This window comes from Arthrobacter sp. 01T428 (assembly GCF_056398685.1).
Genome location: NZ_JBFTPW010000001.1, coordinates 137119 through 157897, shown reverse-complemented (window position 1 = coordinate 157897; position 20779 = coordinate 137119). Strand labels below are relative to the sequence as shown.

Here is a 20779-nt window from a genome sequence, read left to right as displayed (position 1 = left end):
CACAGTTGGACATCCGGCGTGGATCTCCAACATTCTCAATATTTCAATGGTGCCGGTTTCCCGGCGGTGCTACCCGGCGTCGTCAGTTTCCCAAAACAGACGCCATGAAGCTGTGAGGGGAATTAACCCTCGACGGTGATGCCCATGGAGCGTGCGGTGCCGGCGATGATCTTGGCAGCGCCCTCAAGGCTGGTGGCGTTGAGGTCTTCCATCTTGGTGGTGGCGATCTCGTTAACCTGTGCCTGGGTCAGCTTGGCAACCTTGACGGTGTGCGGCGTGGCCGAACCCTTCGCGACGCCTGCAGCCTTCTTGATGAGCTCTGCAGCCGGCGGGGTCTTGGTGATGAAGGTGAACGAGCGGTCTTCGTAGACCGTGATTTCAACCGGGATAACGTTTCCGCGCTGGGCTTCTGTTGCAGCGTTGTACGCCTTGCAGAATTCCATGATGTTGACACCGTGCTGGCCAAGCGCAGGACCGATCGGCGGGGCCGGGTTGGCGGCACCTGCCTGGATCTGCAGCTTGATGAGGCCGGTGACCTTCTTCTTGGGAGCCAATGTAGGTCCTTCTCTCAATAACTTCCTAGGACACAGGAGCGTGCCTCAGGTTTGTGGCCGCCATGGCAAGGCGACCGACCGCTCCGTGGCTGCTAAGCGGGCAACCGCGGGGCGAAATTCTTGGATCAACTAGATCTTGGTGACCTGGTTGAATGCGAGCGTAACCGGGGTTTCGCGCTCGAAGATCGACACCAGCACCACAAGCGTCTGGGAATCCATCTTGATCTCGGAGATCGTGGCGGGAAGGGTCTCGAACGGACCTTCCTTGACGATGACGGACTCTCCGACCTCGAAGTCGATGTCGACGGGCGTCTGGTGCTGTTTGTTGACCGGCTTGCCCTTTTCGGCCTGCTGCTCTTCGAAGACCGGGGCCAGCATGGAGAAGACCTCATCGAGGCGAAGCGGGACCGGGTTGTGTGCGTTGCCCACGAAGCCCGTGACACCCGGGGTATGGCGGACGGCGCCCCAGGATGCGTCGGTCAGGTCCATACGGACGAGGACGTAGCCCGGAATGCGAACGCGGTTGATGATCTTGCGCTGGGCGTTCTTGATCTCAACGACTTCCTCCATGGGCACCTGGATCTCGAAGATGTAATCTTCCATGTCCAAGGTCTGGATGCGGGTCTCAAGGTTGGCCTTGACGCGGTTTTCGTAGCCTGCGTAGGAGTGGATGACGTACCAGTCACCCTCCTGGCGGCGAAGCTTGGCCTTGAACTCCTCGGCGGGGTCGGCGGGCGCTACGGCTGCAGCGGCGGCCAGGGCGTCGGCGCCGGACTCGTCGTCGGACACATCGGCGTCGTCGGACGCATCGGCGTCATCGGACTCATCCTGGTCGGCGTCGTCGACGTCGGCAGTTTCGGGCGCAGCAGAATCGACCTCGGATCCTTCCACGGCGTCAGCCGTGGCGTGGGCCGTGCTTTCAGCGGGCCCATCCAGCTCAGTCTCAGTTACCTCGAGCTCCTGCTCAGACACTTGGTCTCCTGCTTCCTCATTGCCTAACATGCCTATTTAAATGGCTCAATTCCGCAAACCCTGTGAAATCCCTTGATTTTCCGGGGATTTCACGCGGTTTGCGGAGCGATCCGCTTAGTGGTTCGTGGTGCCGGTAGCGCCGAAAACCCATTTGATTCCCGTACCGAAAGCCAGGTCCAGGATGGTGACGACCAACATCATGATGGCCACGAACACCAGCACCACGACTGTGTAATTGACCAGTTCCTTGCGGGTGGGGGCAACTACCTTTTTGAGCTCGCCAATTACCTGGCGGACAAAAAGAGCAATTCGAGCGAAGAGTCCGGAATCGGACTTCTTGGCAGGGCGGCCCTTCGAGCTGCTCGCAGCTGTTTCGGTCACCTGATCCTCACTCATCTATGCAAACGTCGTTGACCCGACTCTGATCAGAGTCATGGTTGCTGCGCTTGTTCCGAGCGAAACCCGGAACAGCTTGCGCAGGGCAGACAGGACTCGAACCTGCAACCTGCGGTTTTGGAGACCGCTGCGCTACCAATTGCGCCACTACCCTATGGAACGAATCCATATTTGGCCGCACTCCATCATTGCCAAGGAATCTCCAAGAACACGGGATTCCGGGCCAATCTGGGGCGCGAACCATTGTGATGTTTTTCAACACCGGTGAACCAGTCTACGCAACAACGTCGCGATAGTCGAACCGGGCCATTTCCGGAGCGTTCAGGCCTTCCCGCTCACGCGATCAGCCTCGTGTGATCAGCGCTCGTTTGATCAGCATGCACTGTCACTTTCGAGAGGTTAGCCCGATAGCTCCGCAGAACAGCATAAAGTAGATTCCGTCGAATCCCACCATCCAGCTCATGAGCTGCCCGCGAAGAACGGTGCTTTAATGTCTGCCGGAATACCTGCCGCCCGCATTTCACAGCGAATTTCCGCCATCGCCGAGTCCGCCACACTTGCCGTTGACGCCAAGGCCAAGGCGCTCAAGGCAGCGGGTCGCCCCGTGATCGGCTTTGGCGCCGGGGAGCCCGACTTCCCGACCCCCGACTACATCGTCAAGGCCGCCGTCGAGGCCGCCTCGCAGCCGAAGTACCACCGCTACTCCCCCGCTGCCGGCTTGCCGGAGCTGAAGCAGGCCATCGCGGACAAGACCTTCCGCGACTCGGGCTACAAAGTCGATGCTTCCCAGGTGATGGTTACCAATGGCGGTAAGCAGGCTGTCTACAACACCTTCGCCACCCTGGTTGATCCGGGCGACGAAGTCATCATCCCCACGCCTTTCTGGACCACTTACCCGGAGGCAATCCGCTTGGCCGGTGGCGTTCCCGTCGAGGTCTTCGCCGGACCCGAGCAGGGTTACCTGGTCACCGTGGAGCAGCTCGAAGCCGCGGTCACCGACAGGACGAAGATCCTGCTTTTCGTTTCCCCGTCCAACCCGACCGGCGCCGTCTACAGCGCCGAACAAGTGGCCGAAATCGGAAAATGGGCCGCGGCCAAGGGCCTCTGGGTTGTCACCGACGAGATCTACGAACACCTGACTTACGACGGCGTCCCCTTCACCTCGATCGCCACTGCCGCTCCCGAACTCGGCGACAAGGTGGTCATCCTCAACGGTGTCGCCAAGACCTATGCCATGACCGGATGGCGTGTCGGATGGATGATCGGCCCGGCCGACGTCATCAAGGCCGCCACCAACCTTCAGTCGCACGCGACGTCGAACGTTTCGAACATCATGCAGATCGCTGCCCTCGCTGCGGTGTCCGGCCCGCTGACCGCCGTCGACGAAATGAAGGTCGCCTTCGACCGCCGCCGCAAGGCGATCGTTGCCGGACTGAACGCGATCGACGGTGTGGAATGCCCGACGCCGACCGGCGCCTTCTACGTGTACGCCGACGTCCGCGGGCTGCTGGGCAAGGAATTCCCGACCTCGAACGGTCCCGTCCGTCCGTCAACGTCCGCGGAGCTTGCCTCACTGATCCTCGACGAGGTTGAGGTCGCGATTGTTCCGGGCGAGGCCTTTGGCCCCTCCGGTTTCGTGCGCCTCTCGTACGCCTTGGGCGACGACGACCTCGCCGAAGGCGTTCGACGCCTCCAGGAATTCCTCGGCCAGGCCAAGTAGCCTTTCCCCCGCGCAAACGCCCGCTCACCTTGGGATAGAGGTGAGCGGGCGTTTGGGTTTAACCCGCCATAGGTGAGCGGGCGTTTGGGTTTAACCCACCACAGGTGAGCGGGCGTTGGGGTTTAACCCGCCATAGGTGAGCGGGCGTCAGAGGAGGCGGCGTTCGGCGGCCCACTTGGTCAGTTCGTGGCGGCTGGAGAGCTGGAGTTTGCGGAGTACCGCAGAGACATGGGTTTCCACGGTCTTGATGGAAATGAACAGCTCCTTGGCCACCTCCTTGTAGCTGTAACCCCGGGCGATGAGACGCATGACTTCCAGTTCCCTCGCGGAAAGACGGTCCAGCTCGTCGTCGGCGATCTCGGCCGGGGAAGTTCCAAACGCGTCCAGGACAAAACCCGCCAGCCTCGGCGAGAAGACCGCGTCACCGTCGGCCACGCGGACCACGGCGTCGGAGATCTCCGGGCCGGAAATGGTCTTGGTGACGTAGCCGCGTGCCCCGGCCCGAATGACGGCCACGACGTCCTCGGCGGCATCCGAGACGCTCAAGGCCAGGAAGCTCGTGCTCCCGCGCAACGCCGAGGATGCACTGATGACCTCCCGGCCGCCACCGCCAAGGCCGCCGGGCAAGTGGACGTCAAGAAGCACCACCTCCGGCTGAACCTCGGCAATCACGGCGATGGCTTGTTCCACTGTTCCGGCCTCGCCCACGACGTCGATCCGCGAATCGAGGTCGGCCTTCAGCCCGGACCGGAAAATGGCGTGATCGTCCACGATCACCACGCGAACCTTCCGCGTTACTTGCTCTGATAGGGCGTTCATACTTTGGCTTCTCCGTTTCGGTTCTCTGCTTTGTCGGCGTTCTCGACGGGCAGTTTCAGGCGTACTTCGGTGCCCTCGGAACTACTGCTGATGACCGCAGTGCCGCCGTGGCGTTTCATCCGTCCGACGATTGACTCCTTGACACCGAGCCGGTCTTCCGGGACGGCATCCGGGTCAAAGCCGGGTCCGCGGTCCCTGACGAAAACCTCGCTGCCGGTGTCGGAAGTCTCGAGATAGACGGACACGGCTCCGCCGCCATGCCGGGCAGCATTGTGCATGGCCTCCCGGGCCGCCAGGACGAGGGCTTCGTGCCTGTCCGTCATGGCGGTGTCTCCGACGCTGACGACGTCGACCGGATGTCCGTGGGCGTCCTCCACTTCGGCTGCGGCTGCGGCAATCCGCTCCGCGAGGAGCCCCGAATCCTTGGCGGCGTCCCGGTATAGCCAGGTGCGCAGTTCACGCTCCTGGGCACGGGCGAGGCGGACCACGTCCTGTTCCGAACCGGCACGGCGTTGGATCAAGGCGAGCGTCTGCAGTACCGAGTCGTGCAAGTGGGCGGCAATCTCGGCCCGCTCGGTCTCGCGAACCCGCGCTGCCCGCTCAGTTTCAAGGTCCTTCCAGAACTTCAAGCCCCACGGCAGCAGCACCAAGGCCACGCCGCCCAGCACCGCGATGGAAGCCAGCAGCGCAAGCCAGGTCTGCTCCCACGAGCCGGAACCGGACACCATGACCAACACCCCGGCAACCACCAGGGCCAGGCCTGCAGCAAGGCGGACCCAGCCACCGGCTTGGTCCGCCTTCGTCTTGTCCACCAGCCCGGCCCGGCGCGTCTCGTCCAACTGCATCCACGCGATCGCCGCCCCACCGAGTATGGCCGCCGCCGGGATCAGCGTGCCGAGGGGGACCTCGACGCCGAACTGCCGGGCGATCAGGATGGCGGCGACCAGGAGCAGGCCGGCCCCGAGGAGGATCTCTTTCCCATACTGGATCCGCCGAATCCTGAACCAGGAGGCGACGACGGGAGCCGGGGTGGACAGCGGCACCGGCTGCGCGCCGTCGGGCGCTGCAACGTCGGGAGGAATGCTCACCGAAGGAGGCAGGCTCACCGCGGGAGCAATGGGCGACGCCGGCCGGCGGCTGTTTCGGCGGGCGCTTTCGTCAGCGGTGGGCACCATGACCCAGAGCCAGGCGTAGAAAGCCAGGCCCGCGCCGCCGGCGAAGGAGGCAAGGACCATGGCGAGCCGGATGTACTTCACGGGCCAGCCAAGATGGTCCGCCAGGCCGCTGCACACGCCGGCAATGATCCGGTCGCTGCTCCGGACCAGCGGCGGGCGTTGCGTGGCGGTTGTCATGAATCCATCCAAACACGTATCAGGGTCTTCGGCGCTCGAAGCAGGGCATCTCAGGGGGCCACTCAGGGAACGTTCAGGGTATCCCCCAATAGAGGGAGACGTCGCCGGACGGCAAGATCGAAGTATGAACGCGAACAGCATGAATCCAGAGGACCCCGGACAAGCTGCGGAGCCCGGACAACCTGCAGAATCCAGCCAGCCGGCCGCGACGGGCGTGCCCGAAGAACCGGCCCAGCCGAACGCCGGCAACACCAGCGGCGCGGCACCGAATTACGCCGTGCCAGCTCCCCCGCAGAACTTCTTCAACTGGATCAGAAGCCAAGGCATCAGCCGTGGCCGGGACCGGTGGATGGGCGGCGTGGCCAGCGGCATCGCCCACCGCTTCGGCATCGATCCTTTGATCGTCCGCGGCATCTTTATCATCCTCACCCTCTTCGCCGGCATAGGCATCCTGCTCTATGGCATCGCCTGGGCGCTCCTGCCCGAACCCGATGGCCGCATCCATGCACAGGAGGCCGGGGCGGGCCGCTGGTCCGCAGGCATGACCGGAGCCCTCATCACAACCATCATCGGATTGCCAAGCCTCGGCCGCGGTTTCTGGGGATGGGGCTGGAATGGGGTTCCCGGACTCCTGTGGACGCTGTTCTGGGTAGGCGGCATCATCTACCTGGTCTATTTCCTGGTCCAGCGCAGCAAAGCCCGCAACGGAAGGCAGACAATGGGCACACACAACTACGCGTCCGCTCCAGGTTCCTTTGGCGGCGCGGACACACACGCCTCGGCAGGCTACCCGGCCGCCCCTTACAGCGCGGGTCCTTACAGCGCCGGGACTTACAGCGCCGGGACATACGGAACCGGCGGAACCGGTAATTACGGAACCGGGGGGCCGGGAACCCCCCCGGGCCCCGTCAATCCCGCAGGGCCCTACCCACCGGCCGGCGTTCCCAACCGCCCTGAACGCCCCGAGCGTCCAAGGCGGCAGGGGCCGGGCGCGGCCATCGTAGCGGTCTCAGCGGGGGCTGCCCTGCTGGCCGGCGGAACACTCAAGCTGCTCGACGCCGGCAACGTCATCCACCTGGGCGAAGCCGCCAACGCGGTGGTCTGGGCCACGGGCGCCGGAGTCCTCGGCCTCGGGATCCTTGTTGCGGGGCTTCGTGGCCGCACGTCGGGACTACTCGGCTTCCTGGCCATAGCCACGCTGGTGATCGGCGGCATCTTCAATATCGCGCCCAACGCGGACCACTTCCGTCTCCAGAATGCCCAATGGAATCCCGTGAGCATCGACGATGCCCGCAAAGGCTTCGACATCACCGGGGCCAACGGGACCGTCGACCTGACCAAGCTGAACCTGAGCGCGCCGCTGAGCTCCGACGTCGTTGTTCCGATGGACGTCACCGCCAGCAATATCAAACTCGTCATCCCGGCGACCGTGCCGGTGGAGGTCCAGGCGGACATGACCTTCGCGAACCTCAAGCAAGACGGTAGCGCAGTCACCCAAAGCAATGGCGGTACCCGGGACAGCTTCAACACGGACAAGCCCGGCGCCAAGCTTGTCGTCAGGCTCAACGGCACTTTCAGCAACGTCACCGTCCAGGAAGGAAACTGACATGAGCACGCACGAACCCACGCAGGCATTTGAAACAGCACCTGAAACCCCGGTTCAAACCGCCCGGGCAAGGGTAGGCACCGTGGTCTGGGGGCTGATTGTCCTGGCACTCGCAGCTTTGATCATCATTTCCAAACTCGGCCTCGTGGTCCTCAACGGCACCTATGTGCTGATCGGGCTCATGATCGGAGCCGGCGCGGCACTCGTGATCGGAGGCCTGGTCTCCGCCCGCTCACGAAAAGACCGCGGGTCCAGCCCGGACTCCGGTGCCGTCAATTCCGAGCACCGCTAGCAAGCAGCACGTGACAAAGCAGCCACAACAGGGAAGGCTCTAGCCATGAACAAGTTCTTCAGCATCGTACGGGGCATCGGCCTGAAGCGCGGTCCGCAGCGTTTGATCGGAGGGGTTTGCGGTGGCATCGCCGCCAAGCTGAATGTGGACGTAGCCTACGTCCGCATTGGCTACCTGATCTTCTGCCTGCTACCCGGGCCCGCCGTGGTGATCTACGTGGTGGCATGGTTGCTGCTTCCCAACCAAAGCGGCACCATTGCGCTGGAATCCTTCCTCACCCAGCGCTCGCAAGGCAGGAACTAGCACAGCCCGGGTTCGCCCGGGCTGTTTCCTGGTTGTTTCAAAAGTCTCATCCGCGGCGGTCACGGTTTGTGTCCTACCCCACATTGCCCCCTACAATCATTGTGAGCTCAGCGTGGCGCTCTGCACGTATACCTCCTAGCCAGGATTTGAGCCCTCATGAAAATTGGAATCCTTACCAGCGGTGGCGACTGCCCCGGACTTAATGCCGTCATCCGCGGCGCCGTCCTCAAGGGAATCGCCATCCACGGCCAGGAATTCGTCGGTTTCCGGGACGGTTGGCGGGGCGTCGTGGAGGGCGACGTCATCGACATTCCCCGGACTATGGTCCGCGGTATCGCCAAACAGGGTGGAACCATCCTTGGCACCTCCCGCACCAACCCGTTCGAAAACGGCGGCGGGCCGGATGTCATCAAGGCCCACATGGACCGCCTCGGCATCGACGCCATCATCGCCATCGGCGGCGAAGGCACCTTGGCCGCCGCGAAGCGCCTCACCGACGCCGGCTTGAGGATCGTGGGCGTCCCCAAGACCGTGGACAACGACCTCGACGCCACCGACTACACCTTCGGCTTCGACACCGCCGTCCAGATCGCCACCGAGGCCATCGACCGGCTGCGCACCACGGGAGAATCCCACCACCGCTGCATGATCGCCGAGGTCATGGGCCGGCACGTGGGCTGGATCGCCCTGCACGCGGGCATGGCCGCCGGCGCGCACGCCATCCTGATCCCCGAGCAGAAGGTCAGCATCGAGCAGATCACCGAGTGGGTCCAGGAGGCCCACGATCGTGGCCGTGCGCCGCTGATTGTTGTCGCTGAGGGTTTTGTTCCGGACCACATGGAGGCCCCGCACTCCGAACGCGGCCTGGATACCTTCGGCCGGCCCCGCCTGGGTGGCATCGCCGACCAGCTCGCGCCGGAGATCGAAGCCCGCACCGGCATCGAAACCCGTGCCACGATCCTCGGCCACATCCAGCGCGGCGGCGTCCCGTCGGCTTTTGACCGCGTCCTGGCCACCCGCCTGGGCATGGCGGCCATCGATTCCGTCGTGGAAGGCCGCTGGGGAACCATGGTGGCCCTCAAGGGCACGGACATCGAGCATGTGGGCTTCGAAGCCGCTTTGGGCAAGCTCAAGACCGTCCCGCAGAACCGCTATGACGAAGCTGCGGTGCTGTTCGGCTGAGCCGGTTCTTCACAAGGGCAGATTCTTCAAGGAGCAGGCAGGTACCACCGGGTGCCTGCCTGCTCCTTTCCTTTTCCGGGACTGCATAGACTCGATGTCATGGAACTTGATGCGGGATCGGCGGAAATTGTGCTGCTGGCCTGGGCCCGGCACTTAGGGTTCGACGACGAGGCCTTCAGTTTCGTCTCCGGCTCACCTGCTGCCCGCACCGGGGAGCGGCTGGTCAGGGAAGACGAAGACGCCGAATCCATCACCTTCGTGAGGCTCTTTGGCCGCTCCGCATTGGTGGCTCCCGCGTGGGCGGTGGCTGCCGCCGTCGAACTCTCGGACGATCAACTGAGCGAGCATTCCGCACTGTTGCGGATCAGCCGCGAACACGGCGGCCACGGGCTCGGGACGTCGGCGCTGCTGTTCGCCGACGACCTTCCCCTCTTCCGGCCGGGCGGCGAAGTCACCGTCTCGCACGGCCACCCGGAGGCGATCGAGCTGGAGGGCAGGTGCCCTCCGGACGACGTCAATGAAGTCCATCTCTCAAGGATGGACCACCATTTCACCGTGATGGACGGCAACGAACCGGACCGCAAACCGGTGGCCTGCGGCGCCTATGCGGAGTGGCAGGGTATCCTCGCGGACATGGGCGTCCTGGTGCCGCCGGATTTGCGCCGGCAAGGACTTGGAACCCTGGCTGCCTCGATCGCCGCCCACGAGGCACTCGCCTCCGGCCTGACGCTGCAATGGCGAACAGCGCTGGACAACCGGGGCTCCATGGCCTTGGCCCGAAAGCTGGGATTCGTCGACGGCGGCATCCAGACCTCCGTCCTGCTCCGCTAACCGCGAGTTGGCAGACGATGCCCCCAAAACCGCATTTTGAGGGCATCGTCTGCGTGTTCGCGCGGGCTAGCCGTCTTGCGAAACAGTTTGAGGCTTAGCCTCGGACGGGGCCGCCGCCGGAGAACCCCAACCCCGGACGGCCTTGGGCTTGCCAAACAACAACGCCGCTACTGCGCCCAGCAGAATCGCAAAAGCGGGCAGCAGGACCGACTGGCTCATCGCGGTCGAGAAGCCGTCGTGCAGGAATTCGGGCAACTTGCCGGTGAATCCCCCTTCGCCTGCCGGGGCAGCGCCTGGCGGGGCCGCGGGCAGCTCAGCCGCGAGCCGGGACTGGATGAGGGCAGCAATCGCGGCCGATCCCAGGACCGCACCGATCTGGCGCGTCGTATTGAAGACGCCGGAACCGGCGCCGGCCGAGCGCGGCGGCAGGTTGCGGGTTGTGGCGTTGGAGACCGGGCCCCAAATGAAACCATTGGCCACGCCCTGGAGGGCGCTGGGCAGCAGGAACATCCAGATGGGAGTGTCCGGCTTCAGCAGCGTCCCGGTCCAGAACAGCGCACCGGACAGGCAGAGGAGCCCGAAGGCCGCGAACCAGCGCGGGTTGATCCGGTCGATCAACTTGCCGACGAAAGGTGCCAAGGCGCCGGAGATCACGGCCATGGGGATCATGAGCAACGCGGACTGCGTGGGGGTCAACCCACGGACTACCTGGTAGTAGAAAATGGTGGGGAGCGGGAACGCTGTGATGGTGAAGCCCACCGCCATGATGGTGGTGTTACCCAAGGAGAAGTTGCGGTCCTTGAACAGGCCCAACGGCAGCAAAGGCTCGCCGCCGCGGCGCTCCAGCAGCCACTGCCAGAGGACGAACACGGCAAGGACAACGAGCCCCGTGATGATCAGTCCCCACACGGTAATGGGCCCGGTGACGGTGCCCCACTTGTAGCTTTGGCCTTCCTGGATGCCGAACACCAGCAGGAACATGCCGGCCGCGGACAGCAAAACACCCACGACGTCGAACTTGTGGCTGTGCGTGGTCAGCTTCGGTACCAGCCGGGTCACGAGGACGAAGGCAACGACGCCGATGGGAACGTTGACGAAGAAGATCCACTGCCAGCCGAGGCCGTCAACCAACACGCCACCGAGGATCGGACCGACGAGGATGGCCATGCCAGCCGTCGCTCCCCAGAGGCCCATGGCCGCGCCGCGGCGGTCCGGCGGGAAGATCCTGGTGATGACGGCCATGGTCTGGGGCGTCATCATGGCTGCGCCGATGCCCTGGACCACCCGGGCCGCGATCAGCATGCCGATGTCGCCCGAGAGGCCGCACCACAGCGAAGCGAGCGTGAAGACCACGAGGCCGATCAGGTAGAGGTTCTTGGGCCCGAAGCGGTCACCGAGCCTTCCGGTGATCAGCAACGGCACGGCGTAGGCGAGGAGGTAGGCGCTCGTCACCCAGATGACGGCGTTGATGTCGGTATGCAGGCCCTCCATGATCCGTGGGTTCGCCACGGAGACAATGGTGGTGTCGATCAGGATCATGAAGAACCCGACCACGAGGGACCACAGTGCGGGCCACGGTTTAGCTACGTTTTCCATGGGTTTCCTTTGACTGTGCTGAATATCTTGCACGTTGGTGCGTTGGCTGGGCGGTTACCACGGCAACTGCCCGCTGCGGAGATCGTTTTGGAAGCTGCGTATCCAGTCGATTTCCGTCCGCAGCATGGTTTGTTGGTACTTGACGTCGATCCAGAACTTGGTCTCGACGCCTTTTGCGGCGACAGCTTCTTCACCGCGGACCAGGAAGTCGAGTTGGTCTTCCAGGTTCGCCACGCGGCGGTCCAGGAGTTCGAGGACGACGCCGGACGGCAGGTTGTGTGCCTCGGCGATCGCGTGGGGGAAGCTCGGGTATTCGTTCACGGGTTCCGCCAGCATGTTCTGGAGGCGCTCGGTCAGCGCCTCCCTGCCGGTTCCCGTGATTCGGTAGGTGGTCCGTTCGGGCCGGTTGCCGGCGCGGTCAATGCCCGTGGACTCGACGAAACCCGCCTCTTCCAGGCGGCCGACGGCGTGGTAGAGCGTGCCCGGCCGGACCTTGACCAAGCGGTCCTCGTGACGGGCCATCAGGAGCTGGTACATCTCGTATGGATGCATCGGCGCCTCCACGAGGAGGGCCAATGCGGCGACACCAAGTGGAGTCAGTGCGGCTCGTGCCATTTCCCCATCCTCCGTACGAACTATTCCACAACAACTATTCCACATGGAATATTTGGTCGCAAGGCGGCCACCGCGGCCACGCCGCCAGGCACGGGCTCAGCCCGACGGCCCCCCTTGGTCTATCCGAGCAGTTCGAGAATCTCCGCGCGGGCAAACATCCGGGCGGCCTCGCGCGCTGTGGGGGCACCGGCGTCGGGATCTGCGCCGGCGTCAATCAGAACCCGGGCCACCTCCGTGTAGCCCTTGAAAACCGCGCCGGCCAGCGGAGTCTGGCCACGGTCGTTTGCCCCGTTCGCATCGGCACCGTGGTACAGCAGAAGCTGAACGGTTTCCGCGTGGCCGTGGTAGGCGGCCAGCATCAGGAGAGAGTCGCCTGCGGCAGTGCGCATTCCAGCCGGAGCACCGGCGTTGAGGTATCTCCGCAGGAGCTCCGAGTTGCCTTCCCTGGCGGCATCGAACAAGGTGTGCGCCAAGGCAATGGCCTCGTCATCGGCACCCGTCGCTTGGGCTTCAGCGCCCGTCGTTTCGCTCATCGATGGGGTCCCTTCAGGAATCCGGTCTGACGCCCCACCACCTGTCCGGCATCGGGCGCAACGATTACTTCCTGGGCGGCCGGATAAGGCTCCTCACCGTCCAGCACGGTCAACACTTCGTGCGGGTCCACAGACCGCTTGATCAGGGCCAGTCCTACTGCCCCCATTTCGAAGTGCTGGGCCACAGATGTCAGCGTACCCACCTTGCGCTCTCCGGCAAATACAACGCTGCCCGGCGCTGGAAGGGTGTGCTGCGAGCCGTCCAATTGCAGGAAAACGAGCCGCCGGGGCGGGTGTCCGAGGTTGTGGACACGGGCAATCGTTTCCTGGCCCTTGTAGCAGCCCTTGGACAAGTGGACCGAGGTCCGGAGGAGATCGAGCTCGTGCGGGATGGTCTTCTCGTCCGTCTCCGCGCCGAGCCGGGGACGCCAGGCAGCAATGCGGAGCGCCTCCGCGGCCAACGAGCCAGCGAGGGCCATGCCCTCAACGGCCGTTTCAAGCTCATCCGCGGGAATGAGGTACTCGAACCAAGGACGCTCAAGGCCGGGATGGGAGCTTTCCTCCACCACGCTGTAGGAATAGCCGCCGACGCCGATGTGCGGCCACGGGTCTTCCCAGACGAGCCGCCCGGACCAGGCGTCAACGGGCTTCGTTGAGCCGACGACGGCCCACTCGGCCGACACGTCAGCCACCTCGACGCGCAACATGAACCGCATTTTGTTGAGCCACTCGGCCAGCGGGGCAGCCTCGGCGGCTTCGACCAACAGCCAGGTGGTCTCGCCGTCGTCCACCACGCGGGCGTCGAACTCAATGCGTCCCTGAATGGTGAGGAGCAGCAGTTCGCTTGAGACGCGCGGCTGGAGGTTGGTCAGTTGCTGCGAGGAAAGAGTATTGAGCCAGCTCAGGCGATCCGGTCCGGTGACCGTGACAACGCCCCGGTAGGAAAGATCGACGACGGCGGTGCCTGCGGCGAGTGCGCGCTGCTCCCGCAGGGGCTCGCCGTAGTGGGCCGCGACGCCGGAGTCCTCGCCGCCGCCTTCTACAGCTCCGGGGCGCGACAATAGGGGGCTCGTGTAAGTCATATGTAGTAGAAGTCCTTGGGGCTCAGCGGTATTCCGGGTTTTCAAAATCGAAGCGCGTACCGGCTTTCCATTCGTCCGGGAGGTTCCCGTAGGCAGGAATGCCGCCTACGTCCTTGAGCATCCGGGCGTAGTGGAGCAGGTTCCAGGTCATGAAGGTGGTGTTCCGGTTGGTGAAGTCGCTCTCAGGACCACCGGACCCTTCGTCGAGGTAGCTGGGCCCGGGGCCGACGGCGCCGATCCAGCCGGCATCGGCCTGGGGCGGAATGGTGAAGCCGACGTGCTGGAGGCTGTACAGGACGTTCATGGCGCAGTGCTTGACGCCGTCCTCGTTGCCGGTGATCAGGCAGCCGCCGACCTTTGGATAGTAGGCCCACTGGCCTTTGCTGTTGAGTTGGCCCGAATGGGCGTAGAGCCGCTCGATGAGCTTCTTGGTCTGGGAGGAGTTATCGCCAAGCCAGATAGGACCGGCCACCACCACGATGTCGGCCTCCAGCACCGCCGGATACAACTCCGGCCATTCATCCGTCGCCCAGCCGTGCTCGCGCATGTCCGGATACACTCCGGCGGCAATGTCGTGATCCACGGTCCGGATCACCTGGGTACTGACGCCCTGCTTTTCCATGATGCGCCGGCTGATGGTTATCAGTCCGTCGGTATTGCTCACTTGCGGCGATGGCTTGAGCGTCCCGTTGAAAAAGACGGCCTTGAGATCGTCATAGCTGGCAGGTTTTGGCGCTTCGTTCACTTGCTGCTCCCCTTTGGTTCGAACTGCGAAACGGGACGTTCAGTGAGACCTCTTCGGTGAGACCTTGAAGCTATGTAACAAGCACCCTAGGAGAGCTTGTTCAGGAAAGCCGAAGCGTGGGCCTCGAGCGACTTGCCCGGAGTGGACACATCCCAGCGCCACAACAGATTGCCATCCACGAGGCCGAAGATGCGTGTGGCCGCAGTGTATTCCTTGGAGTGGCCGCCGCGCATCACCATATCGGTGCTCATCTGGATCTGCGGCCCCTTGATTTGACCGTAGTACAGCTCGCTGATGCCACCGGGATGGACAATCGTCACAGTGATGTCGAACCCGCCGTCGGCGTTCCGGTGGGCTTCGACGTCATCGGCAGTTTTCAATACCGGGACGATTTCCGCGGGAATCAAGCCGGGGCCGCCGTCGGCGTCGAGCATTTTCCGCTCCAGCGCCCAAAAGCCTGTCTCCACGGTGAGGGGCCGCAATTTGGTGCCGTCCTCGTCGCTGAGCCAGCTTTCCGCCCGATACTCCAGGTAGGGCAGGCCGTGGTGCGTGAAGGAGACGTGCTGGATGAAGTGATCCGAGTCTTCTTCACCGCTTCCAAGCCGTCCCCGGCCTTCCCACTCACCAATGAGCCAGGAAAGGGGTACCAGTTCGGGTGTCAGGTCGGAAGGAATTTCAATGGGCACAGCAATTACCTCAGTGGACCGGAAGGTACGGGTTGATCAAAAGCGCTGGGAGCTCTACTTCTGGCCTTTGAAGAGACGGTAAACGACAAAACCAGCGAACCACGCCATCGAGAGGCTGGCCAGGCCGAGGAGGACAAGGAAGAAGATTTCAAATGCAAGTACGGACATGATGCCATCCTAACTGTTAGTAGATGAGTAGTTTGTCGATGAAGTAGCACAAGGCGCCAACCGCCCAAACGGGGGCGACGCCCATTCCAAGGACAGCCGGGAAGTTCAGGCGGCCGAGCCGAAGCGTCACCATCCGACGGAAACTGACCAGGACTGAGCCGATGACGACGCCCACCACGATGGCAGCCACGATCGCGATGTTGGAGAACACCAGGCCTGCCAGCGGAGCCACCAACCCTGCGGCCACGATGCCCAAGGGCGCCACGACCCGGTCCGGCCATCGCAACAAGCCGGCGAGGAGGGCGACCGCGGCGCTGAGGGCAGCGACCAACACCATTTCCTTGATCCCATTGAACCTCGCCCCCGCAATCCAGCCAGCGCCAAGGCAGCTCAGCAGCACACCGGCGCAGCTGCCCAGAGTGGACTCGAGCCGTTGGGCCTGACCGGTTCCGCGGATCAGCTGCACGACGAACACCGCAATCACGCCTGCGGCGATGAAGGCCGGAGTTGCATCCAGAAATCCGGGGGCTGGCACGAAGCCGGCAGCCAAGGCTGAACCCGCGCCGCTCAGGCCGATCACCGTGGCGAGCGTTTTCTTCGCCGGGACGGCTAGAAAGTGGGGCCAGCCGATGCCAACCGCGGCCGACGCCAGGATTCCGACGGCGACCAACCCTTCCGTGGGGCCGTAAGAGCTGGCGACGAAAACCGCGAGCGCCACGAGGCCGACCACCCCGATGCTCCAAGACTTCACTGCGCCCCTGACCTCATTGTGTCCCTAACCTCGCCGCGCCTTCATGGGATCCTCGATGGGCCCATTTCGTTCCAAGCCGCGAGCAACCTCCTGCCAATCCTGCCTTATACGGCACAAATATGTCGCAAACATAGGCTGAAGGTGACACGAATCCCTGACGTTGCAGGGGCCTTTGGGTATACTCGGTTGTCAACAGCGCTTCTTGTTGCAACGCTTCCGTTACAACGGAACCACGCCCCATAAGCAGCTACCGGCCGGTGGAAACCCGGTTCAGACGCCCGATGATGCGCGGACCGCCCATTGGAGGAACTATGTCGCACATCCTGCTCCTGACGAACAGCACCGGGTCGTCGGTAGACATCCTGCCCGCCTTGGAGCTCTTGAACCACCGGGTCCACATCCTTCCGGCAGAGCCAACGGCCTTGCTCGAAACCGACCCCACCGACGTCGTCTTCCTTGATGCCCGCAAGGACCTCGTGGGGGCCCGCTCCCTGACCCAGTTGCTCAAAGCCACGGGCTTGAGCGCCCCCCTCATCCTGATCCTCACGGAAGGCGGCATGGCTGCCGTCTCTTCCGCATGGTCCGTTGATGACATCGTCCTCGACTCGGCCGGCCCGGCCGAAGTCGAAGCCCGGATCCGCCTGGCCGTGGCCCGCGCAATCCCCGGCGAAGAGGAAACCAACACCGAAATCCGGGCGGCCGGCGTCGTGATCGACGAGGCAAGCTACACGGCCCGCGTGAACGGGCAGCCGCTCAACCTGACCTTCAAGGAGTTCGAACTCCTGAAGTATCTCGCCCAGCACCCGGGCAGGGTATTCACCCGTCAGCAGCTTCTCACCGAAGTATGGGGCTACGACTACTACGGAGGCACCCGCACCGTGGACGTCCACGTCCGGCGCCTGCGCGCCAAGCTCGGCGTGGACCACGAGAACCTCATCAGCACGGTCCGCAACGTTGGCTACAGGCTGACGTTGGTCCGCCTGCCGGAAGATGAGCTCACGGAGGCCTAGGCTTCCGAACCCCAAGCTTCGAAACACAAAGAAGGCCCGGACTCACTGAGTCCGGGCCTTCTTTTGCTTGAGTGGAGGACATACGGGTCGAACGTATCGAGGCCACCCCACTGGTGGATCCCCCTCGTATCCTGCTTCGCGAAGCCGGACGAGATATAGACCTTACACGGCCAACACAGTGCCCGCAAAATCCATCCCGCCAAACCGGCCCGAGACGTATAGCCTTGCAGCATGAGCCCTGCGCACCCGGAGAACTGGCCCGTCCTTGTCGTCAAAGGCGCCTCGGACAACGAGTTGTTGAAAGACATCAAGGCGCTCGCCGCAGCCGCCGAGGAGTCGGACGGCAATCCCCCGCTGTCAGAACAGACCCTGGTCATGCTGCGCGGGGCCGATGCCGGCGACCACTCTGTGCTCGCCCTGGCCCTGTACGCCCCGGACGAGCAGTCCGATCCCGCAAGCGGCCAGGACCTGGCGGGAATCGCCGTCGTGGTTGAAGCGGACGGCGGGACGGGAGTCCTGGAAATGGCAGTGCACCCGAGCTACCGCAACCAGGGTGCCGCGGGCCGGTTGCTCGACTCGCTCCGGGACAGCCGCGGGCTCGAGGGGCTGAACGCGTGGTCCCACGGGAATCACGAGGCCGCCGCGGAGCTTGCGGCCCGCTACGGCTACGGTCCGGCGCGCGAACTGTGGAAGATGCGCCTTATGTCCTCCACCGCGGAACTGCCCGACGCCGGCCTGCCTGAGGGAGTCTCCCTGCGCGCCTTCGTGCCGGGTCAGGATGAGTCCGCCTGGCTGGCCGCCAACAGGGCGGCATTTGCCCACCATCCCGAGCAGGGCTCCCTGACCAGGGCCGACCTGGACGCCCGAATGGCTGAGGATTGGTTCGATCCCGCAGGTTTCCTGCTCGCCGTGAACCCGGCCGGGGAACTGCTCGGATTCCATTGGACCAAGGTGCACCCCCGGCAAGGACCCCATCCGGCCATCGGGGAGGTCTACGTCGTGGGTGTGACACCCGCGGCCCAAGGCCTGGGGCTTGGCAAAGCGCTCACTGTCGCTGGCATCAGGTATCTCCAGAGCCACGAACTGCACTCGGTCATGTTGTACGTGGACGCCGACAATACGGCGGCCGTCGCCCTTTACCAGAAACTGGGCTTCGTTCGTTGGGACGTCGATGTCATGTATGCGCCGTTAACCGGGAAGTAACCCGGAACCAAGGCGTATCTGAAAGGCTAGGACATCTAGGATTCCGGTACGTGGAATCCTTGTAGGGTTGAATCAAACCCCGCGCTGAACGAAGGAGAGCCCGATGAACCCGGACCCGGTCGGAACCACCAAAACCGAGGTCAAGGGCGCAACCTTGCCTCCCCGCTTCGGGTCTTCCGAAGTCCCGGCTGCGCGGGCAACCCAGGACCGGATCGACATTCCTGAATTTGCGCCCTCCCTGGAGCCCGAAGGCGACATCAGCCCGGACCGCTTCCTGGACCGCGAGCTAAGCTGGCTCGCCTTCAACTCCCGCGTTCTTGAGCTCGCGGAGGATCCCGACCTCTTCCTCCTGGAGCGGGTCAATTTCCTCTCCATCTTCGCCTCGAACCTGGATGAATTCTTCATGGTGCGGGTTGCCGGCTTGAAGCGCCGCATCGCCACTGGACTCGCGGTGCCCTCCCCCGCCGGACTGAGCCCCATCGAAGTCCTGGAGCAGATCGGCGATGCCGCCCGGAAGCTGCAGGAACGCCACGCGCGCGTATTCGCCGAGCAGATCCGCCCCGCTCTGGCCTATGAGCACATCCACCTCATGCGCTGGGACGAACTCGACGACGAGGCCCAGCACCGCTTGAGCATCATGTTCGGCGAGAAGGTCTTCCCGATCCTCACCCCCCTCGCCGTCGATCCCGCCCACCCCTTCCCCTATATCTCCGGGCTATCCCTCAACCTGGCCGTGATTGTCCGCAATCCTGTCAGCGACAAGGAACTGTTTGCCCGCGTCAAGGTCCCGGACCAGCTCCCGCGCCTCGTCTCGATCGACGGACCGCGTGCCGGCGCGGTCCCGGGCCGGGTGGCACGCTTCATCGCGCTCGAAGAGGTCATCGCGGTGCATCTGGACAAGCTGTTCCCCGGAATGGAAGTCATGGAGCACCACACCTTCCGCGTCACCCGCAACGAGGACGTGGAAGTCGAAGAGGACGACGCCGAGAACCTCTTGCAGGCGCTTGAAAAAGAACTGCTGCGCCGCCGCTTCGGCCCGCCCGTCCGGCTTGAGGTCACCACGGACATCAACCCGAACATCCGCGCGCTCCTGGTGCGGGAACTCGGCGTCGAGGAATCCGAGGTCTACTCCGTTCCGGCTCCCCTGGACCTCCGGGGCCTGTCGGTCATCGGCGGAATTGACCGCGCCGACCTCCACTACCCGAAGCACGTGCCCCACACCTCGCGGTACTTGAACGAATCCGAGACATCCAAGGCCGCCAACGTCTTCGCGGCGATGCGCCGCCGCGACATCCTGCTGCACCACCCGTACGACTCGTTCTCGACGTCGGTCCAGGCCTTCCTGGAGCAGGCGGCCGCCGACCCCAAGGTCCAGGCCATCAAGCAGACCCTGTACCGCACTTCCGGCGATTCCCCCATCGTGGACGCACTGATCGACGCTGCCGAGGCCGGCAAGCAGGTCCTGGCCCTCGTGGAGATCAAGGCCCGCTTCGACGAGCAGGCCAACATCTCCTGGGCCCGCAAACTGGAGCAGGCCGGCGTGCACGTGGTGTACGGCATCGTGGGACTCAAGACGCACTGCAAGTTGTCCCTTGTTGTCCGCCAGGAAGTGGATGGCCTCCGCAGGTATTGCCACATCGGCACGGGCAACTACCACCCGCGGACGGCCCGCTACTACGAGGACCTTGGCCTGTTGACCTCCAATGAGCAGGTGGGCGAGGACTTGTCCAAGCTCTTCAACCAGCTCTCCGGGTATGCTCCGAAGTCGACCTTCAAGCGGCTCCTCGTGGCGCCGCGCTCAGTGCGGTCCGGATTGATCGACAGGATCGAGACCGAGATCCGCAACGCCCGGGCGGGAATTGCCGCCAAGGTCCAGATCAAGGTCAACTCCATGGTTGACGAGGCCACCATCGATGCCCTCTACCGCGCATCGCAGGCCGGCGTAAAGGTTGACGTCATTGTCCGCGGCATCTGCTCGCTGCGTCCGGGAGTTCCTGGACTCAGCGAGAACATCACGGTCCGCTCCATCCTGGGCCGCTTCCTGGAGCACTCGCGCGTGTTTGCTTTCGCCAATGCCAACGATCCCGTGGTCTACATCGGCTCCGCGGACATGATGCACCGCAACCTCGACCGCCGGGTCGAGGCGCTGGTGCAACTCTCCAGCCGCGAAGATACAGCCGAGGTCATGGATCTGCTGCGCCGTTACATGGACCCCGGCACTGCCAGCTGGCACCTCGACAACGAAGGCCACTGGACCAGGTTCCACCAGGCCGAGGACGGCTCGCCGCTTCTGGACATCCAGTCCTGGCTGCTTGCCTCCCGGTCCCGCCAACGTGCAGTTGCCCGGCGGTAGGCAGCGAAAA

General features: G+C 63.9%; 21 protein-coding genes and 1 tRNA gene. 9 read left to right on the top strand and 13 right to left on the bottom strand.

The genetic code is table 11. From position 1 onward, the window contains the following. Positions 1-122: 122 nt before the first annotated feature. The 4 genes from rplK to AC1DJB_RS00725 all read right to left on the bottom strand — a co-directional run bounded on the left by rplK (position 123) and on the right by AC1DJB_RS00725 (position 2076). Positions 123-554 carry a 50S ribosomal protein L11 gene (rplK, locus tag AC1DJB_RS00740; protein WP_018773647.1) on the bottom strand — a complete coding sequence of 144 codons (432 nt, stop codon included), beginning with the start codon at positions 552-554 and terminating at the stop codon, positions 123-125. Between the two features lie 129 nt (positions 555-683). Then, positions 684-1526, bottom strand: coding sequence for a transcription termination/antitermination protein NusG (gene nusG / locus AC1DJB_RS00735; protein ID WP_441432582.1), 843 nt, complete (start codon positions 1524-1526; stop codon positions 684-686). 114 nt (positions 1527-1640) lie between these two features. Beyond that, positions 1641-1922: a preprotein translocase subunit SecE gene (gene secE / locus AC1DJB_RS00730; RefSeq protein ID WP_059387348.1), complete on the bottom strand. Its 282-nt coding sequence runs from the start codon at positions 1920-1922 to the stop codon at positions 1641-1643. Between the two features lie 81 nt (positions 1923-2003). Beyond that, a tRNA-Trp gene (locus tag AC1DJB_RS00725) sits at positions 2004-2076 on the bottom strand. A gap of 336 nt (positions 2077-2412) precedes the next feature. Here AC1DJB_RS00725 and AC1DJB_RS00720 point away from each other — a divergent pair. Then, positions 2413-3642: a pyridoxal phosphate-dependent aminotransferase gene (locus AC1DJB_RS00720; protein ID WP_307052486.1), complete on the top strand. Its 1230-nt coding sequence runs from the start codon at positions 2413-2415 to the stop codon at positions 3640-3642. Positions 3643-3789: 147 nt separating this feature from the next. Here AC1DJB_RS00720 and AC1DJB_RS00715 read toward each other — a convergent pair whose 3' ends face one another. Then, positions 3790-4461 carry a LuxR C-terminal-related transcriptional regulator gene (locus tag AC1DJB_RS00715; RefSeq protein ID WP_059387347.1) on the bottom strand — a complete coding sequence of 224 codons (672 nt, stop codon included), beginning with the start codon at positions 4459-4461 and terminating at the stop codon, positions 3790-3792. Next, positions 4458-5813 (bottom strand): ATP-binding protein, encoded by a 1356-nt coding sequence (locus AC1DJB_RS00710; protein ID WP_306958984.1) that lies wholly within the window; start codon positions 5811-5813, stop codon positions 4458-4460. The genes AC1DJB_RS00715 and AC1DJB_RS00710 overlap by 4 nt, the downstream gene beginning before the upstream one ends. Before the next feature lie 124 nt (positions 5814-5937). Between AC1DJB_RS00710 and AC1DJB_RS00705 the strand changes: the two genes are divergently transcribed. The 5 genes from AC1DJB_RS00705 (at position 5938) to AC1DJB_RS00685 (ending at position 10027) form a co-directional block, all read left to right on the top strand. Further along, the gene (locus AC1DJB_RS00705; RefSeq protein WP_441432583.1) at positions 5938-7419 is read left to right on the top strand and encodes a PspC domain-containing protein; all 1482 of its coding nucleotides are present in this window, start codon (positions 5938-5940) and stop codon (positions 7417-7419) included. A gap of 1 nt (position 7420) precedes the next feature. Then, on the top strand, positions 7421-7711 hold the full coding sequence (locus tag AC1DJB_RS00700; RefSeq protein WP_306958986.1) for a hypothetical protein: 291 nt from the start codon (positions 7421-7423) through the stop codon (positions 7709-7711). A 45-nt stretch (positions 7712-7756) separates the two neighbouring features. After that, positions 7757-8014, top strand: coding sequence for a PspC domain-containing protein (locus AC1DJB_RS00695; RefSeq protein ID WP_059387344.1), 258 nt, complete (start codon positions 7757-7759; stop codon positions 8012-8014). 156 nt (positions 8015-8170) lie between these two features. Next, on the top strand, positions 8171-9196 hold the full coding sequence (locus AC1DJB_RS00690) for an ATP-dependent 6-phosphofructokinase (protein ID WP_078108065.1): 1026 nt from the start codon (positions 8171-8173) through the stop codon (positions 9194-9196). Between the two features lie 99 nt (positions 9197-9295). Further along, entirely contained in the window at positions 9296-10027 is a 732-nt protein-coding gene (locus AC1DJB_RS00685; RefSeq protein ID WP_284991820.1) for a GNAT family N-acetyltransferase, read from the top strand. Positions 10028-10093: 66 nt separating this feature from the next. Here the strand turns inward: AC1DJB_RS00685 and AC1DJB_RS00680 are convergent, their stop codons facing one another. The 7 genes from AC1DJB_RS00680 to AC1DJB_RS00650 form a co-directional block, all read right to left on the bottom strand. After that, positions 10094-11623 (bottom strand): DHA2 family efflux MFS transporter permease subunit, encoded by a 1530-nt coding sequence (locus tag AC1DJB_RS00680; RefSeq protein ID WP_441432585.1) that lies wholly within the window; start codon positions 11621-11623, stop codon positions 10094-10096. Positions 11624-11677: 54 nt separating this feature from the next. Then, positions 11678-12238: a PadR family transcriptional regulator gene (locus tag AC1DJB_RS00675; protein ID WP_059387343.1), complete on the bottom strand. Its 561-nt coding sequence runs from the start codon at positions 12236-12238 to the stop codon at positions 11678-11680. 119 nt (positions 12239-12357) lie between these two features. Next, positions 12358-12771, bottom strand: coding sequence for an ankyrin repeat domain-containing protein (locus AC1DJB_RS00670; RefSeq protein ID WP_441432586.1), 414 nt, complete (start codon positions 12769-12771; stop codon positions 12358-12360). Continuing rightward, positions 12768-13853, bottom strand: a complete 1086-nt coding sequence (gene ygfZ / locus AC1DJB_RS00665; RefSeq protein WP_441432587.1) for a CAF17-like 4Fe-4S cluster assembly/insertion protein YgfZ — start codon at positions 13851-13853, stop codon at positions 12768-12770. Before ygfZ ends, AC1DJB_RS00670 begins: the two co-directional genes overlap by 4 nt. Before the next feature lie 22 nt (positions 13854-13875). Beyond that, positions 13876-14598 (bottom strand): flavodoxin family protein, encoded by a 723-nt coding sequence (locus AC1DJB_RS00660; protein WP_441432588.1) that lies wholly within the window; start codon positions 14596-14598, stop codon positions 13876-13878. 86 nt (positions 14599-14684) lie between these two features. After that, positions 14685-15284 carry a nitrobindin family protein gene (locus tag AC1DJB_RS00655; RefSeq protein ID WP_059387340.1) on the bottom strand — a complete coding sequence of 200 codons (600 nt, stop codon included), beginning with the start codon at positions 15282-15284 and terminating at the stop codon, positions 14685-14687. A gap of 184 nt (positions 15285-15468) precedes the next feature. After that, a complete protein-coding gene (locus AC1DJB_RS00650; protein ID WP_059387342.1) occupies positions 15469-16203 on the bottom strand; it encodes a hypothetical protein in 735 nt (244 codons plus the stop codon). Positions 16204-16514: 311 nt separating this feature from the next. On the opposite strand from AC1DJB_RS00650, the gene AC1DJB_RS00645 reads away from it, so the two are divergent. From AC1DJB_RS00645 to AC1DJB_RS00635, 3 genes are all read left to right on the top strand, one after another. After that, positions 16515-17213 (top strand): winged helix-turn-helix transcriptional regulator, encoded by a 699-nt coding sequence (locus tag AC1DJB_RS00645; RefSeq protein WP_059387339.1) that lies wholly within the window; start codon positions 16515-16517, stop codon positions 17211-17213. A gap of 231 nt (positions 17214-17444) precedes the next feature. Beyond that, positions 17445-18416 carry a mycothiol synthase gene (gene mshD, locus AC1DJB_RS00640; RefSeq protein WP_441432589.1) on the top strand — a complete coding sequence of 324 codons (972 nt, stop codon included), beginning with the start codon at positions 17445-17447 and terminating at the stop codon, positions 18414-18416. A 103-nt stretch (positions 18417-18519) separates the two neighbouring features. Then, a complete protein-coding gene (locus AC1DJB_RS00635) occupies positions 18520-20769 on the top strand; it encodes an RNA degradosome polyphosphate kinase (protein ID WP_441432590.1) in 2250 nt (749 codons plus the stop codon). The last annotated feature ends 10 nt before the right edge of the window (positions 20770-20779 follow it).

What these genes read in the sequence shown, in the direction of transcription:
- AC1DJB_RS00705 (WP_441432583.1), top strand. Translation starts at nt 5,938, where the DNA reads ATGAACGCGAACAGCATGAATCCAGAGGACCCCGGACAAGCTGCGGAG.
- AC1DJB_RS00675 (WP_059387343.1), bottom strand. Translation starts at nt 12,238, where the DNA reads ATGGCACGAGCCGCACTGACTCCACTTGGTGTCGCCGCATTGGCCCTC.
- AC1DJB_RS00700 (WP_306958986.1), top strand. Translation starts at nt 7,421, where the DNA reads ATGAGCACGCACGAACCCACGCAGGCATTTGAAACAGCACCTGAAACC.
- AC1DJB_RS00670 (WP_441432586.1), bottom strand. Translation starts at nt 12,771, where the DNA reads ATGAGCGAAACGACGGGCGCTGAAGCCCAAGCGACGGGTGCCGATGAC.
- AC1DJB_RS00710 (WP_306958984.1), bottom strand. Translation starts at nt 5,813, where the DNA reads ATGACAACCGCCACGCAACGCCCGCCGCTGGTCCGGAGCAGCGACCGG.
- AC1DJB_RS00690 (WP_078108065.1), top strand. Translation starts at nt 8,171, where the DNA reads ATGAAAATTGGAATCCTTACCAGCGGTGGCGACTGCCCCGGACTTAAT.
- AC1DJB_RS00635 (WP_441432590.1), top strand. Translation starts at nt 18,520, where the DNA reads ATGAACCCGGACCCGGTCGGAACCACCAAAACCGAGGTCAAGGGCGCA.
- mshD (WP_441432589.1), top strand. Translation starts at nt 17,445, where the DNA reads ATGAGCCCTGCGCACCCGGAGAACTGGCCCGTCCTTGTCGTCAAAGGC.
- AC1DJB_RS00645 (WP_059387339.1), top strand. Translation starts at nt 16,515, where the DNA reads ATGTCGCACATCCTGCTCCTGACGAACAGCACCGGGTCGTCGGTAGAC.
- ygfZ (WP_441432587.1), bottom strand. Translation starts at nt 13,853, where the DNA reads ATGACTTACACGAGCCCCCTATTGTCGCGCCCCGGAGCTGTAGAAGGC.
- AC1DJB_RS00680 (WP_441432585.1), bottom strand. Translation starts at nt 11,623, where the DNA reads ATGGAAAACGTAGCTAAACCGTGGCCCGCACTGTGGTCCCTCGTGGTC.
- secE (WP_059387348.1), bottom strand. Translation starts at nt 1,922, where the DNA reads ATGAGTGAGGATCAGGTGACCGAAACAGCTGCGAGCAGCTCGAAGGGC.
- AC1DJB_RS00720 (WP_307052486.1), top strand. Translation starts at nt 2,413, where the DNA reads ATGTCTGCCGGAATACCTGCCGCCCGCATTTCACAGCGAATTTCCGCC.
- AC1DJB_RS00715 (WP_059387347.1), bottom strand. Translation starts at nt 4,461, where the DNA reads ATGAACGCCCTATCAGAGCAAGTAACGCGGAAGGTTCGCGTGGTGATC.
- AC1DJB_RS00695 (WP_059387344.1), top strand. Translation starts at nt 7,757, where the DNA reads ATGAACAAGTTCTTCAGCATCGTACGGGGCATCGGCCTGAAGCGCGGT.
- AC1DJB_RS00685 (WP_284991820.1), top strand. Translation starts at nt 9,296, where the DNA reads ATGGAACTTGATGCGGGATCGGCGGAAATTGTGCTGCTGGCCTGGGCC.